Here is a 14,122-nt window from a genome sequence, read left to right on the forward strand (position 1 = left end):
GAGGATGACATGAGCAACAGACCTGACATCGATAAAAATGAACTTTGTGAGAAAATCCGTGAGATATACCCCGATATCGGTACATGCGGCATCGATATCGACGTCAACTACAGCGATGAGCAGCAACGGTGGGTGGTCGACCTGAAAAAGGATGCCCATGAGCTGAAAACCTATCTTGAAGATGGCGACGCGGAGCTCTGTTTGACCGGTAAACAGTGTGTTGGCCTGGGGATAGAGATCGCACAGCTCGTCGGCAATATTGAAAGAATGCCCGGATAAATGGCCGAACCAGGCGAAAGGTGGCCTCTTATCCCGCCCAACGCTGTTCGGGGAAGGTGTCGTAAACGCCCTTTGAACGATGCCTTTCCCGAGCGCTGAGCGGGTTGTGTTGTTTTTTTGCTTGAGGCTTTAATGACTGGTTCATACTTATGTTTAGTGGTATTGTAACCTATTTTAACTGCTTATGAGGGGCAACCATGCCTTCGATCGTCGCCTCCCGGGAATTTCGTGAAGAACAAGACAGCATGGGCGTCGTGCGTGTTCCAGCAGAGGCGTACTATGGCTCTCAAACCCAACGGGCGGCAGAGAATTTCGCAGGCAGCGGGATCAAACCTCCCACGGCTTTTTTACACGCCCTGGCCCTGGTAAAACGCTGCGCGGCGCAGACAAATGCCGTATTGGGAATTTTGGAGACCCGCCTGGCCGATGCCATTGTCGCATCGGCCGACGAGGTTCTTACCGGTGCCTTCGACGATCAATTCGTGGTGGACCTGTTTCAAACCGGATCGGGCACTTCCACCAACATGAACATGAACGAGGTGCTGGCGTCACGGGCCAACGAAATATTGACCGGGCAACGGGGCGGAAGGTCGCCGGTCCACCCCAACGACCATGTCAACATGGGACAGTCGAGCAACGATGCGATACCGACGGCGTTGCATGTCGCGGCGGCCCGGCATATCGACCAGGCCCTGCGGCCGGCCCTCGACCATCTGAGGGCGTCGCTGGCCCAAAAGTCGATCGCCTTCAATCATGTGCGCAAAATCGGAAGAACCCACCTGCAGGACGCCGTTCCCATGACGCTCGGCCAGGCCTTCTCGGGTTTCGTTCGCCAAATCGATCTGGCCATCGAGCGTATGGACGCGGTCATGCCCAGGTTGTGCGAATTGGCGTTGGGAGGTACGGCCGTGGGCAGTGGTCTCAATGCCCATCCCCAGTTTGCGGGTGCGACCATCGAGCGCCTATCCAACCTGACCAAGATCCGGTTCACCGAGGCGGCTAACCATTTCGAGGCCCAGGGTGCGCGCGATGCGGTCGTTGAAACCAGCGGCGCACTCAAGACCGTGGCGGTCGGTCTGGTGAAAATCGCCAATGACATCCGTTGGCTGGGGTCGGGCCCCCGTTGCGGTATCGGTGAGCTCAGGCTGCCCGCCTTGCAGCCCGGTTCGTCTATCATGCCGGGCAAGGTCAACCCCGTGATCCCGGAAGCGGTGATCCAGATGGCCTACCAGGTGATGGGCAACGATACGACGATTACCCTCGCCGGTCAGTCCGGAAATTTCGAGTTGAATGTGACCCTGCCGCTGCTGGCCCACAACCTGCTGCAGTCTCTGGACATGGTAGCGGTCGCCGCTCGTCTGCTGGCCGACAAGTGTGTTCAAAAGTTGGAAGCGGACGAAAAAAGATGCGAACAGTTCATCGAACAAAGCCTCGCGCTGGTGACCGGGCTTGTTCCCGACATCGGGTACGACCGGGCCGCCGAATTGGCCAAGCGCGCCTACGATACCGGAAAAACCATTCGTCAGGTGGTCACCGAGGCAAGGGTGCTGCCTGAAAAAAGAATTGATGAGCTACTGGGCTGAGGTGCGATTCGCATGGCCCGGAGACACGAAGTCATGGTAGACGCAGATAATATTCCTTAACGATGAAGGAGGTAAACATGGCCGAAAAGCGCTATCAGATCAAATCCGCCTGCCCCCAATGCGGGTGCAGCTTTGCCACCAACCTATCCGCAGAGGAGCTCAAGCGGCGTTATGGCGATGTGCCCAATATCGAGATGGAGTGCGGTGAATGCATGGTCCATTACACCACCACCATGGCAGAGGCATGCCCGGAGTGGGACAAGGAGTGTAAACTGAAAGCCAAATAGTGCCTATTTACAAATAATTTTAGTTGGATACACGAGAACGAGGGAAAGGAACCTGCCAAGATGATGTACGATTTCAACGCCGATGACATTTTTGAAATTGCTGAACAACTGGAGCGAAACGGTGCCCAATTCTACCGCACCGCAGCCGGATCCACCCAGGATTCGGATGCGCGCGAGCTGTTGCTCAAACTGGCTGCCATGGAAGATGATCACGAGAAGACTTTTGCCCAAATGAGATCCGAGCTCAAGGCCTCTGAGAAGAAGGCGACCGTTTTCGATCCGGAAGGCGATGCGGTGGCCTATCTCAGGGCATTGGCAGACACGCGTGTTTTTTTCGAAAAACCGATCGACACCTCTTCCCTGGAGGCAATTTTGAAAGATGCCATCACGGCCGAAAAGGATTCCATTGTTTTTTACCTGGGGATGCGCGAAGCGGTGCCGGCGGATCTGGGGCGCGATCGGCTGGACGACGTGATTCAGGAAGAGATGGGGCACATCCGCTTGTTGAGCAAATCCCTGGTGGCCTCGAAAAAATAGCTTTCCCCCCACACGCTGCGATCTGTCGTGTTTTGGATGGGGCTTCGGCGCGGGGCTGCGATAGAAGGATGCAGCCCCGTCCGCCGGCCATTTCCTGATGCGGTGGACCGCTTGCCGGATCGGTCATCCACACCACCACCGATCACATGGATCGTCGCCCGGCTACTCCGCCAGCCGGCCGTTTTCTGCGAGATCTTCGAGTGCGGTTCGATCATTGATAGCGATCTCCGCTCCCTGCACCGTGATGATCCCCTGCGCGGACATCTTGCCCAGTATGCGCGAGAGCGTTTCCGGAATGGTCCCCAACAGGCTGGCCAATTGCCCTTTGGAAATCGGCAGGCGGATGTCATTTGCCGACGCCAGCTCTTCGGAGAGGTAAAGCAGATAGGAGGCCAATCGACCCGGCACCTCCTTCAGGGATAAATTCTCCACCTGAACCGTAAACTGGCGCAGCCGCATGCTGAGCATAGCCAGCATGTTGAGCGCCAGGGAAGGATGGGCGGTGATTAGATCGATGAACACCTGGCGGGGGAAAAAGAGCAACCGGCTTTTTTCCACGGCTTGGGCGTTGGCTGGAAAATGTTGCCCCGAGAAGACCGGTACTTCCCCGAATGGCTGGCCCGGACCGTATATGTGCAGGATCTGTTCTTTGCCTTCCGGGGATACCTTGAAGATCTTAATTTTTCCGGTGGAAACGATATAAAAGCCGTTCCCCTCGTCCCCTTCCCAGAAGATCGGGGCATTGCGATCAAAGGACATTTCCCGGCTGATCTCCTCGAGCCGGTCCAGCTGTTCGTTATCCAGGCCGCCGAACAAGGGGCTCAGGTTGAGAATATCACGTTTTCGGAACCCTTCGGTGTCTGATGCCATGTGAACTCTGTCCCTTCCGGCTTTCCCGGAAGTGTTGCATGAATCGTTTCAAAACCAGGGGGAGCGATCGATACAGAAGCTTCTGTAAAGGAGCCTTTGTCCGGAACCGGTGCAACCAGCTGCCCGCCGAAATTGAGGGCACTTTGATCGATAACTTGATTTAAGTCAAGGTGTCTCGGCGGCCCATGGGTTACACCTCGCCCCAGGTGAAGGGAAAAACGCATCATTCAACCCGGGCTTGACTTAGGTCAATGCCATCCCCGAACGGATGAGGTTAGGGTAGGGGAAAATCGAGGCCGAAGATTCGGTTCAACATGTCGAGGCGTAAAAAAAGAAAAGGAGGCACACCATGTTTTGTTTTCAATGTGAACAGACAGCCAAAGGCGAAGGATGCACCAAAATCGGCGTATGCGGCAAGCAACCCGATACGGCTGCCCTTCAGGATCTTTTGATATACGCGGTCAAGGGGCTTTCCAAAGTGGCGGTGGCTGCGGGCAAGGCCGGCATCAGCGACCCGCAGGTGCACAAGTTCACCTGCGAGGCGATTTTTTCCACGTTGACCAACGTGGATTTCGATCCGGATCGTTTCGTGGCCATGATTCGCGAGTGTGTGCGGCTGCGCGACGACCTAAAGGCCACGGTCGAGGCGGCCGGTACGCAAGTCGGATCGGATGGACCGGTGGGGTTTGTGCCCGGAGCCGACCGGGCGGCCATGGTATCCCAGGGGGAAAAGGTGGGGATCCCTTCGGTCGAGGAGCTCGATCCGGATATTCGCAGCCTGCGGGAGTTGCTGGTCTACGGCATCAAGGGGCTGGCGGCCTACACGGACCATGCCCGGATCCTGGGGCAGGAAGATGAGGCGGTCTATCGGTTCGTCAATGAGGCCATGGCCGCTACCCTGGACAATACATTGGGAGTCAACGACCTGGTCGGGCTGGCGCTCAAATGCGGGGAAGTCAATCTGCGGGCCATGGAGCTGCTCGACGCCGGCAACACGGGTACATACGGCCATCCGGTGCCGACCGCGGTACCCCTCGGACACAAGAAGGGCAAGGCGCTGCTCGTTTCGGGCCACGACCTGAAGGATCTGGAGATGATCCTGCAGCAGACCGAGGGCAAGGGCATTTACGTCTACACCCATGGCGAAATGTTGCCCACGCATGGATATCCGGGATTGAAAAAATATGGCCATTTCTACGGTCATTACGGCACGGCCTGGCAGAATCAGGCCAAGGAGTTCGCGGCATTCCCGGGCGCCATCGTCATGACCACCAACTGCATTCAGAAGCCCAAAGAGAGCTATCAGGACAATATCTTCACCACCGGGTTGGTGGGATGGCCGGGTGTCCAACACATCGCCGACAAGAATTTCGCTCCGGCCATCGATAAAGCCCTGGCGCTGCCGGGGTTCGAAAGCGACGAACCGGGTAAATCGGTCATGGTCGGTTTCGGTCGCAACGCGGTGCTGGGCGTGGCCGGCCAGGTGATCGAAGCGGTCAAAAACAAAGCCATCCGTCACTTTTTCCTGGTGGGCGGCTGCGACGGCGCCAAGCCGGGCCGCGACTACTACACGCGGCTGGTCGAACAGATTCCCAAAGATTGTGTTATTCTGACCCTGGCCTGCGGCAAATTCCGCTTTTTCGACAAGGAGTTGGGTGATATCGGCGGCATTCCCCGCCTGCTGGACATCGGTCAGTGCAATGATGCCTACTCGGCCATCAAGATCGCGGCGGCCCTGGCCGATGCCTTTGGGTGCGGCGTCAACGACCTGCCGCTTTCCATGATCCTCTCGTGGTACGAGCAGAAGGCGTGTGTCATCTTGCTGAGCCTGCTCCACCTGGGTATCAAGAACATCCGCCTGGGTCCGAGTCTGCCGGCTTTTATCAGTCCCAACGTGCTCGACGTGCTGGTAAAGAATTTCAACATCATGCCGATCAGCACGCCGGAACAGGATTTGAAGGCGATTTTGGGATAGGGTGCCAGATGCTTTCCCGGGGCGGTTCGTCCGCTCCGGGAAGGCAACCGTTTAGCCTTCTGGTGGTCGATCCCTGATTAGGCGGGTTGCGCCCATGCATCGAGAGGGACCGACCATCAGACGACTGAACCTGACCGTTCGAGATCAAGGAGGTGCGACAATGAAATGTCCTGGACAAGATACCCAATTCTGGGATGCCAAATCCATATTCGAAGCCCCTTGTCCGCAGTGCGGCCGTCCGGTGGAGTTCTTCAAGGACGACACCAGCCGTAGATGCGGCCACTGTGGTCATCGCTTTGTCAACCCCAAGATGGACTTCGGTTGTGCCGCCTACTGCAAATTCGCCGAACAGTGTCTCGGCCAGCTGCCCCCCGAACTGGTGGCCCAGAAAGAAGAGCTTTTCAAAGACCGGGTGGCCATTGCGGTCAAGCGCCACTTGAAGACCGATTTCAAACGAATCGGTCGGGCGGCCCGCCGGTCGCGTCATGCCGAACAGATCTGTCGGGAGGAGCAGGCCAACCCGGCCGCCGTGCTGATCGCCGCCTATCTGTGGGACATCGGGGCCGCATCGCCGGAGGCCGGCGCAGAGGGCGGCCCGGCGCACGCCTTGCTCGCCGATTTGAAGGCTCCGGCGCCGTTGATCGAAAAAGTGATGGGAATTCTCGGTGATCCCAGCAGTGCCAGCGGGGATGGACACAAAGACCGTCTGGTGGCCGGAGATGCCGCCGCGATCGTCAACCTTGAGGACGCGCTGAAGCAGGATCCGGCCCTGAGCGACGGCATGGCGGAACAGATCGAGCGCCAATTGAAGACCGATACGGGTAGAGCCTACGCCCGGAAGATGTTGTTGGGTGCCGAATAAACGACCTAATGTGAGGTATGTTATGAAGATAAAGCGTAAAATCATTCAAATAGACGAAGAGAAGTGCGACGGCTGCGGCAATTGCGTGATCGGCTGTGCCGAGGGGGCCCTGGCCATCGTGGACGGCAAAGCCAAAGTCATTTCAGATAACCTTTGCGACGGTTTGGGCGCCTGTATCGGCGAATGCCCCCAAGGGGCGCTGACAATCATCGAACGGGAAGCCGAAGCGTTCGATGAGGAGGCCGTCGAGGCACGCCTGTCGACCCGCCAGCAAGACGTTCCGAAAGAAAAACCCATGGCCTGCGGCTGTCCTTCGGCCCAGATCCAAAGTTTCAGCCCGTGCGCCAAAGCCAATCGGCCCGTGCGCCAGACCGCGGAAAATGAGTCGACCTTATCCCATTGGCCGGTGCAGATCCGCCTGGTGCCGCCCGACGCTCCATTCCTGAAAGGCGCGGACCTGCTGGTCGCAGCCGATTGCGTTCCAGTGGCATTTCCGTCGTTTCACCAGGATTTCCTGCAAGGCAAAACAGTGATGCTGGGATGCCCCAAGTTCGACGACGTCCAGCTCTATGTGGAAAAGTTCGCCGCCATCTTCAAGACAGCCGGCATCAAACGTATCACCATCGTGATCATGGAGGTGCCATGTTGCGCCGGGATGCCCAGAATCGTTCAAAAAGCGATGGAGAAGGCCGGCGTACAGATTCCTGTCGAGCAGGTGGTGGTCAGCACCCGTGGCCGCATCCTCGAAACACGTAAGGTGGCCTGACGGCCTTGCCCGGCTCTTTTTTCTTGATTCGAGATCAGGCATCCATGCATGACGGGCGGGCCTAAAGCCCGCCCGTCGCCTTCATGAGACCCTCTCTTCATCCTATCCCGCCGAATCGCTTGACGATACGTTGTAACTCGCCTAAGTTGGCCGCGTCGTTTGTTCCGGTTTTATTTTTTTCTATGAAAGACCGTTGGTGTAAACAAATCGAAAATGTCTGACGTCTTTATGGTTAACAAGGGGTTAATCCGGGAGGCGTGGGGCTTCGAAATGAAAAGACGCTATGAGCGGATCCAACGAAAACGACAATTCGAATCTTTCCGGCCGGGGCGAACAGACCGCCCGGCTGGTGACCCTGGCCCAAAATGGAGATCACACGGCTTTTCATCGCCTGGCGGATCGATATCAGCCGGAAATCTTCCGCATGATGTACTACCGGACCCGCTCCAGAATGGATGCTGAGGATTTGACCCAGGACGTGTTTCTCAGGGCCTACAAACAAATCGGCCGGATCGAATCACCGGCGCTTTTTCGCAGTTGGCTCTATCGGATCGCCGTCAACCGGGTGAAGGACTTTTACCGCCGGCAACGGATCAAATCCCTTGTGGGATGGGTCTCCATGGACGAGGAAGGATTTCGGGAGAGCGAAGAGATGGTTGTGGCGCCCGATGCCGAGGAGCGATTGGATCGCCGGGATTTCTGGAACCGCGTGGAGGGATTGCTGGAGCGATTGTCGAAAAAGGAGCGGGAGGCGTTTTTGCTGCGATTTTTCGATCAGCTCTCCATCCAGGAGATGACAACTGCCATGGGCAAGAATGAGAGTACCGTCAAGACCCATCTGTATCGTGCCCTGAATAAGATCAAGGCTGCCATGGCCGAAACGCCCGACAAAGATGATTTTTGGGAGTCGATATGAACGACCGATTAGAAGAAAGGCACCTGAGTGAAGACGATTTCATCCAGGCGGTCGTGGAAAGGGATTCACTGCCGGACAGTCTCAGCGCCCATCTGGCGGGCTGTCCCAGTTGCGCCGAACGGTTGAGGCGCTTCGAGAGCCGGCTGGCTGGCATGGGCCGAATGGCCCGAAGCTCGGCCCCCTTGCCGGCACGCCCCTTTCGATTGACTCGGCCCGACCGAAAAGAACCCCTGTGGCAGCGCAAGTCGATCCTGGCCATGGGGCTTTCGGGGATGGTCCTGCTGGCCGTGGTGGTGTGGCGGCCAGCATGGTTCACAGCGCCCCGGTCCGTGCCGGCCGTGGCGTTCGACGCGGCAGCGGATCGACGTTTGATGGAAGATATCGATGCCATCGTGGACAATGCCCTGCCCGAGGCCTATCAGCAGGTGGTGTCCTTCAATACGCCTGATTTTTCAGATAGCACCAGCGATGAGCAGGATGTTTTCGACTGGATCGTACCTTCTACAGATGAAGAAGATGATGATTTTTTATCTTAGGACAAGGAGATGTTTCATGCAAACTCCCCTTCGCACGTTGCTCTGGGTCAGTGCTCTCTTGCTGGTGGTCATCGGAGGATCCGCCTTGGCCGGCGATACCCGCGGCCGGTGGTGGCATGTGGAAGAGATCGCCGGGCAGCTGCAGCTACCCGAAGATGAGATCCGCCGGCTCGATGCCGCCTACGAGGCCGCCCTTATTCGGATGATTGAAATTCGAAGCCAGGTTGAGATCGAGCGGATCAAGCTCCGTTCGTTGATGGAACAGCCGGATTTCGATGAAAACGAGGTGATGGCGCAGCACCAGAATCAGGAGGCGGCGCGCAGGCGGTTATCCGAAGAGCGGTTCAGATTCCTGCTGGAAGTCCGCAAGATCGTCGGGCACGATCGATTCGTCCAGCTCTTGGAGATCCAGGATGAACACCGCAAACGTCGTTTTTCAAAAGACCGGGAGAAGCCTTCTTAAGGACAGCTTTGAAAGTGATGGGATAGATTCGTTAGAGGCACTGGCTGTGGACGGCGCCTTAAAAAGTTCAAGATCAAGGCGCGCGAAATTCCGTCTCCTGAGGCGTACCTGTCATACGCCGCAAGGACCACGGGATGAGCGTAACGCAGATATTGGGCTTTTTAGGGCGTCGTCAATAGTGCGCATCGGCAAACTCGACCCACCCCCCGGCCTCGACCAGACGTCGGTCGAAATCGGAGATCGTGAAAGGAACCGTCTCCTCCTCATCGCCGCTGCGGACCGTCAGGCGGCTGTTGTCGAAATCCACCTCCACGAATGTCTGCCGGCCGGCGAAACGCCCGAACAGCCCGTCAATGATGTCGGGCGCCAGTTCGATGGCCAGCATGCCGCAGTTGAACATGTTTTGACGGAAAATGCGCGCGAAGCTCTCGGCGATCACCAGATGGATGCCGTTGACTTCCAGGGCCCAGGGTGCATGCTCACGCGAAGAGCCGCATCCGAAATTGCTGCGGGTGATGACGACGCGCTTGCCCTGAATATCGGTGGACGGATCGAACTCCTCCAGATTGAGGTCTTCGAGCAGACGGGCCTTGAGGGCCTCCCTGGTGATTTCGGTCAGGTAGCGGGCCGGAATGATCTCGTCGGTGTTGATATCGGAGCGGTCTAAAAAGAGCACCTCGCCTTTAAAATCCTTCATGAATACCATCCAGCGTGTTGTTGTGTCGATTTTCAGAAAAACGAATCATGACGATTCATAGAGCTTTGAATTGACGATCTTGCCGGCAATGGCCGACGCCGCGGCCGTGGCCGGGCTCATCAAATGCACCATGCCGCCTTTACCCATACGGCCGCTGAAATTGCGATTGGTGGTGGCCGCGCATACCTCGCCTTCGGCCAGCACCCCGTTGCTCATGCCCAGACAGGCGCCGCAGGTTGGGTTGGTGACGCAGAAACCGGCGGCCATGAAGATGTCGATAATGCCTTCCCGCAAAGCCTGGGCAAAGATCTGGGGCGTGGCCGGGGAAACGATGCCGCGCACGGCCGGGTCGATGGTGTGGCCCTGGAGTACCCGGGCCGCGATGCGAAGATCCTCGATGCGGCCGTTGGTGCACGAACCGATATAGACCTGATCGATAGGGGCGCCGGCCATTTCGGACACCGGCTTGACATTGTCAGGCCTGTAGCCGAAGGTCACCTGGGGCGCCAAATCCGAGATGTCGTGCGCGATGGTCTGTTCATAGGTCGCATCCGGGTCGGGTGCAAACCGGGCATAGGCCGCCAGCGCCGCTTCGGGGGAGTCGAACTCGTCTTGGATGAACGGCCACAAGTAGTCCACCGTCACCCGGTCGGGCGGGCAGATGCCGCAGGTGGCGCCGGCCTCGATGGCCATGTTGCAAAGGGTCATGCGCTCTTCCATGCTCATGGCTGCGACGGTCGGACCGTGGAACTCGATCACCCGGTCGGTGGCGCCGTTGACCCCGATGCGGCCGATGATCGACAGGATCACGTCCTTGGGGAAGACGCCGGGTTGCAGGGTGCCGGTCACCTCGATGCGCATGGTGGCCGGAAAGCGGAAGGCGCATACGCCTTTTAAGATGCCCACCTCCAGATCGGTGGTGCCCACCCCGGCCGCGAAAGCGCCGAAGGCCCCGTGGGTACAGGTGTGCGAGTCACCCATGATGATCGTGTAGCCGGGCCGCACGAATCCTTTTTCGGGGAAAAGAGCATGGCACACCCCGTTGCGGCCGATGTCAAAGAAGTCCCGGATGCCGTGCCGTCGGGCCCATTGCCGGAGTATCAAGCCCTGGGTGGCGGTTTTGCCGTCCTTGGCCGGGGTGACGTGGTCGATCACCGCCTTGATGCGGCTCGCATCGAAGACCCGGTCCTTGCCCCGTACCACCAGGTCGTTGATGGCCATGGGCGTGGTGATTTCATGACAGAAGACCGCGTCCAGCCGCAGGACGTAGCGGTCCAACGTGGGGCGGTCCACCAGGTGGGCGTCGAAAATCTTTTCGGCGATCGTCTTTCCCATGCGGTCTCCAATCAATCGCTGTCGGTCTTGAGAACGGCGAGGAAGGCGCTCTGGGGCAGCATCACCTGGCCCACCATCTTCATGCGCTTTTTGCCCTTTTTCTGCTTTTCCAACAGCTTGCGTTTGCGTGTGATGTCTCCCCCGTAACATTTGGCGGTCACGTCCTTGCGGAAGGGGTTGACCGTGGAGCGCGAGAGGATCTTGCCGCCCACCGCGCCCTGGATGGCGATTTTGAACATCTGGCGGGGGATCTCCTCCTTGAGTTTGTCACAGGCCACCCGGGCCCGCGTGTAGGCCCGCTCCTCGTGCACCAGTTGGGAGAGGGCATCCACCCGCTCGCCGTTGATGAGGATGTCCAGCTTGACCAACTTGCCCGGCCGGTAGTCGATGATTTCATAGTCGAACGAGCCATAGCCCTGGGTGACCGATTTGAGCCGGTCGTAAAAGTCGTAGATCACTTCGGAGAGGGGCAGCTCGAAGATCATTTCCAGCCGGTTGCTGGTCAGATACTGGTAATTTTTGTTGATGCCGCGCCGGTCCAGGCAGAGCTTCATCACCGCACCCATGTAGCGGTCGGGAATGATGATGCTGGCACGAATGAAGGGCTCCAGCGACTGCTCGATGGTCGTGGGGTCGGGATACAGGGCCGGGTTGTCGATGACCATCTCGGTGCCGTCGTTGAGGATCAACTTGTACTGCACCGATGGCACCGTGAGGATGATCGATTGGTCGTATTCGCGCTCCAGGCGCTCCTGCACCACCTCCAGATGCAGCAGTCCCAGGAAACCGCAGCGGAAGCCGAACCCCAAGGCCGCCGAGCTGTCCTTTTCGTAGATCAGGGAGGCGTCGTTGAGCTTGAGTTTTTCGATGGCGATGGCCAGCTCGTCGTACTCATCCGCCGCCACCGGGTAGATCGAGGCGAACACCACCGGTTTGGCTTCCCGGAAGCCGGGCAGGGGCTTGTCGCACGGCCGGCTGTCCAAAGTGATCGTGTCGCCGCAGCGCGTGTCGCTCACGGTCTTGATGCCGGCGATCATGTAACCCACCTCTCCGGCGGTCAGTTCTTTCTGGGGTTTGCGAACGATCTGGAACAACCCCACCTCTTCCACCTTGTAGGTCTGGCGGTTGGACATGAACCGGATGCGGTCGCCGGCCTTGAGGGTCCCCTGGAAAACCCTGAAGTGGACGATGGTCCCCCGGAAGGGATCATAGTGGGAGTCGAAAATCAGGGCCTGCAGCGGTGCATCGGGATCGCCTTTGGGGGGCGGCAGTTTGGTGACGATGGTCTCCATCAGTTCGGGGATGCCGGTGCCCTCCTTGGCCGAGACCAGGACGGCGGTTTCCGCGTCCAGGCCGAGATCCTCTTCGATCTCATGCCTGACCCGTTCGATGTCCGCCGACGGCAGATCGATCTTGTTGATGACCGGGATGATCTCCAGGTTGTGGTCCATGGCCAGAAGGAAGTTGGCCAGGGTCTGGGCTTCGACGCCCTGGCTGGCATCGACGAGCAGCAGGGCGCCTTCGCAGGAGGCCAGGGCCCGGGAGACCTCGTAGGAAAAGTCCACATGGCCCGGCGTGTCGATCAGGTTGAGGGTGTAGGTGCGGCCGTTAGCCGCCTCGTAAGGCAGGCAGACGGTCTGGCTCTTGATCGTGATGCCGCGCTCGCGTTCGATATCCATGGTGTCGAGGATCTGATCCTTGAAATCGCGATCCGCGACGATATGGGCAGCCTGGATCAGGCGGTCCGAAAGGGTGGACTTGCCGTGATCGATATGGGCGATAATGCTGAAGTTACGGATTTCTTTCATGGGGTCTTCATTCAGTGGCCTGGGTCGTCTATCTGGTGTCTTCGCTTTGACCGATGCGCGCATCCGCCGGTACTTCGATCAAACCGTTTGGCGCGCACACGACCGCTGCTTGGTGCGGTGCATCTTCTTCAGGATCTGAAAGACATCCATTATCTTTCTTCCAAATCCCGGTTGACTTCACAAAACCAAGCCGGTATATTTCTCAAATTAATGAAATTTGTTTTAGTATCAGATTGTTTCGAAGAGTGTCAACTGATAAAGATAGGTCTATGGGCGAAGAATCACACCCTTTGCTGGATGCCCACATCTTGATCGTGGACGACGATGCCGCCATCCGAGAGTCGATGGACGAGTTTATCGGCATGGCGGGATTCCGATCGTCCACGGCGGCCAGCGCGGAAGACGCCCTGGACATCCTGGACCATGACTACTTCGATGTGGTCATCACGGACATCATGCTTCCGGGCATGGATGGATTGGAACTCACCGATCGCATTAAAAAAAAGCATGAGATCGATGTGATCGTGATGACCGGTTACAGTGGCGACTACTCTTACGAGGAGGCCATCAGCAAAGGCGCCAGTGATTTTGTGTTCAAGCCGGTGCGTTTCGAAGAACTGCTGCTCAGGCTCAAACGGGTGCTCAAAGAGCGGCGTCTGACCCAGGAACGAACCCAGATGCTCGAAAAACTCAAACGGCTCTCCATCACCGACGGACTGACCAAGCTCTACAACTCACGCTACTTCTACAATCAACTCAAAATCGAAATCGATCGCACCGAACGCTACCAGCGGCCGTTGAGCCTGCTCCTGCTGGATATCGATAAATTCAAAGATTATAACGACACCTACGGCCATCTGGAAGGAGACCAGGTGCTCATCCGGTTGGGCCAGGTCATCAGGAGCTGTCTGCGAAAGATGGATTCGGCGTACCGTTACGGGGGCGAGGAGTTTACCGTGATCCTGCCGGAAACCGAAGGCGACGAGGCGGCCACCGTGGCCGAGCGCATTCGGACGGCGGTGGAGATGGAGCGCTTTACCCCTGTCAAAGACGGCGATCCGGTATCGATTACCATCAGTATCGGGGTGACCGAATACAACCGCAAAGAAGAGGTCGCCCTTTTCGTCCAGCGGGCCGACAAGGCCATGTACCAATCCAAACAGGCCGGTCGCAACCGGGTCTCCTGTCTGTTTACCAGCAAGTCGTGA

15 protein-coding genes are annotated in these 14,122 nt (G+C 57.9%); 11 read left to right on the plus strand and 4 right to left on the minus strand.

The features are described from left to right. The first annotated feature begins 9 nt into the window (after window positions 1–9). The 4 genes from DFT_RS03760 (at window position 10) to DFT_RS03775 (ending at window position 2,686) form a co-directional block, all read left to right on the plus strand. Complete coding sequence (locus tag DFT_RS03760; protein WP_054029881.1) at window positions 10–279, plus strand: hypothetical protein; 270 nt, start codon at window positions 10–12, stop codon at window positions 277–279. A gap of 197 nt (window positions 280–476) precedes the next feature. Next, window positions 477–1,862 carry a class II fumarate hydratase gene (locus DFT_RS03765; RefSeq protein WP_054029882.1) on the plus strand — a complete coding sequence of 462 codons (1,386 nt, stop codon included), beginning with the start codon at window positions 477–479 and terminating at the stop codon, window positions 1,860–1,862. Window positions 1,863–1,939: 77 nt separating this feature from the next. Then, window positions 1,940–2,149, plus strand: coding sequence for a hypothetical protein (locus DFT_RS26430; protein ID WP_054029883.1), 210 nt, complete (start codon window positions 1,940–1,942; stop codon window positions 2,147–2,149). A 60-nt stretch (window positions 2,150–2,209) separates the two neighbouring features. Then, window positions 2,210–2,686, plus strand: a complete 477-nt coding sequence (locus DFT_RS03775) for a ferritin family protein (protein ID WP_054029884.1) — start codon at window positions 2,210–2,212, stop codon at window positions 2,684–2,686. A 162-nt stretch (window positions 2,687–2,848) separates the two neighbouring features. Here DFT_RS03775 and DFT_RS03780 read toward each other — a convergent pair whose 3' ends face one another. Continuing rightward, a complete protein-coding gene (locus DFT_RS03780; protein WP_054029885.1) occupies window positions 2,849–3,556 on the minus strand; it encodes a Crp/Fnr family transcriptional regulator in 708 nt (235 codons plus the stop codon). Between the two features lie 349 nt (window positions 3,557–3,905). On the opposite strand from DFT_RS03780, the gene hcp reads away from it, so the two are divergent. From hcp to DFT_RS03810, 6 genes are all read left to right on the plus strand, one after another. Beyond that, a complete protein-coding gene (gene hcp / locus DFT_RS03785; RefSeq protein ID WP_054029886.1) occupies window positions 3,906–5,531 on the plus strand; it encodes a hydroxylamine reductase in 1,626 nt (541 codons plus the stop codon). A gap of 160 nt (window positions 5,532–5,691) precedes the next feature. After that, window positions 5,692–6,393, plus strand: coding sequence for a hypothetical protein (locus DFT_RS03790; RefSeq protein WP_054029887.1), 702 nt, complete (start codon window positions 5,692–5,694; stop codon window positions 6,391–6,393). A gap of 22 nt (window positions 6,394–6,415) precedes the next feature. Further along, the gene (locus DFT_RS03795) at window positions 6,416–7,159 is read left to right on the plus strand and encodes an ATP-binding protein (RefSeq protein ID WP_054029888.1); all 744 of its coding nucleotides are present in this window, start codon (window positions 6,416–6,418) and stop codon (window positions 7,157–7,159) included. 283 nt (window positions 7,160–7,442) lie between these two features. Continuing rightward, window positions 7,443–8,075 (plus strand): RNA polymerase sigma factor, encoded by a 633-nt coding sequence (locus DFT_RS03800; protein WP_054029889.1) that lies wholly within the window; start codon window positions 7,443–7,445, stop codon window positions 8,073–8,075. Continuing rightward, window positions 8,072–8,611, plus strand: a complete 540-nt coding sequence (locus tag DFT_RS26110; protein ID WP_054029890.1) for an anti-sigma factor — start codon at window positions 8,072–8,074, stop codon at window positions 8,609–8,611. The genes DFT_RS03800 and DFT_RS26110 overlap by 4 nt, the downstream gene beginning before the upstream one ends. Before the next feature lie 16 nt (window positions 8,612–8,627). Beyond that, on the plus strand, window positions 8,628–9,074 hold the full coding sequence (locus tag DFT_RS03810) for a periplasmic heavy metal sensor (protein WP_054029891.1): 447 nt from the start codon (window positions 8,628–8,630) through the stop codon (window positions 9,072–9,074). A 172-nt stretch (window positions 9,075–9,246) separates the two neighbouring features. On the opposite strand, the gene DFT_RS03815 is transcribed toward DFT_RS03810, so the two are convergent. The 3 genes from DFT_RS03815 to lepA are packed head-to-tail and all read right to left on the minus strand — an operon-like array spanning window position 9,247 to window position 12,914. Continuing rightward, entirely contained in the window at window positions 9,247–9,771 is a 525-nt protein-coding gene (locus DFT_RS03815; protein ID WP_054029892.1) for a 3-isopropylmalate dehydratase small subunit, read from the minus strand. Window positions 9,772–9,816: 45 nt separating this feature from the next. Then, window positions 9,817–11,106, minus strand: a complete 1,290-nt coding sequence (locus tag DFT_RS03820) for a 3-isopropylmalate dehydratase large subunit (protein WP_054029893.1) — start codon at window positions 11,104–11,106, stop codon at window positions 9,817–9,819. A gap of 11 nt (window positions 11,107–11,117) precedes the next feature. After that, entirely contained in the window at window positions 11,118–12,914 is a 1,797-nt protein-coding gene (gene lepA, locus DFT_RS03825) for a translation elongation factor 4 (protein ID WP_054029894.1), read from the minus strand. A gap of 269 nt (window positions 12,915–13,183) precedes the next feature. On the opposite strand from lepA, the gene DFT_RS03830 reads away from it, so the two are divergent. Beyond that, a complete protein-coding gene (locus DFT_RS03830) occupies window positions 13,184–14,122 on the plus strand; it encodes a GGDEF domain-containing response regulator (RefSeq protein ID WP_054029895.1) in 939 nt (312 codons plus the stop codon).

The organism is Desulfatitalea tepidiphila, from assembly GCF_001293685.1.
Lineage (GTDB): Bacteria > Desulfobacterota > Desulfobacteria > Desulfobacterales > Desulfosarcinaceae > Desulfatitalea > Desulfatitalea tepidiphila.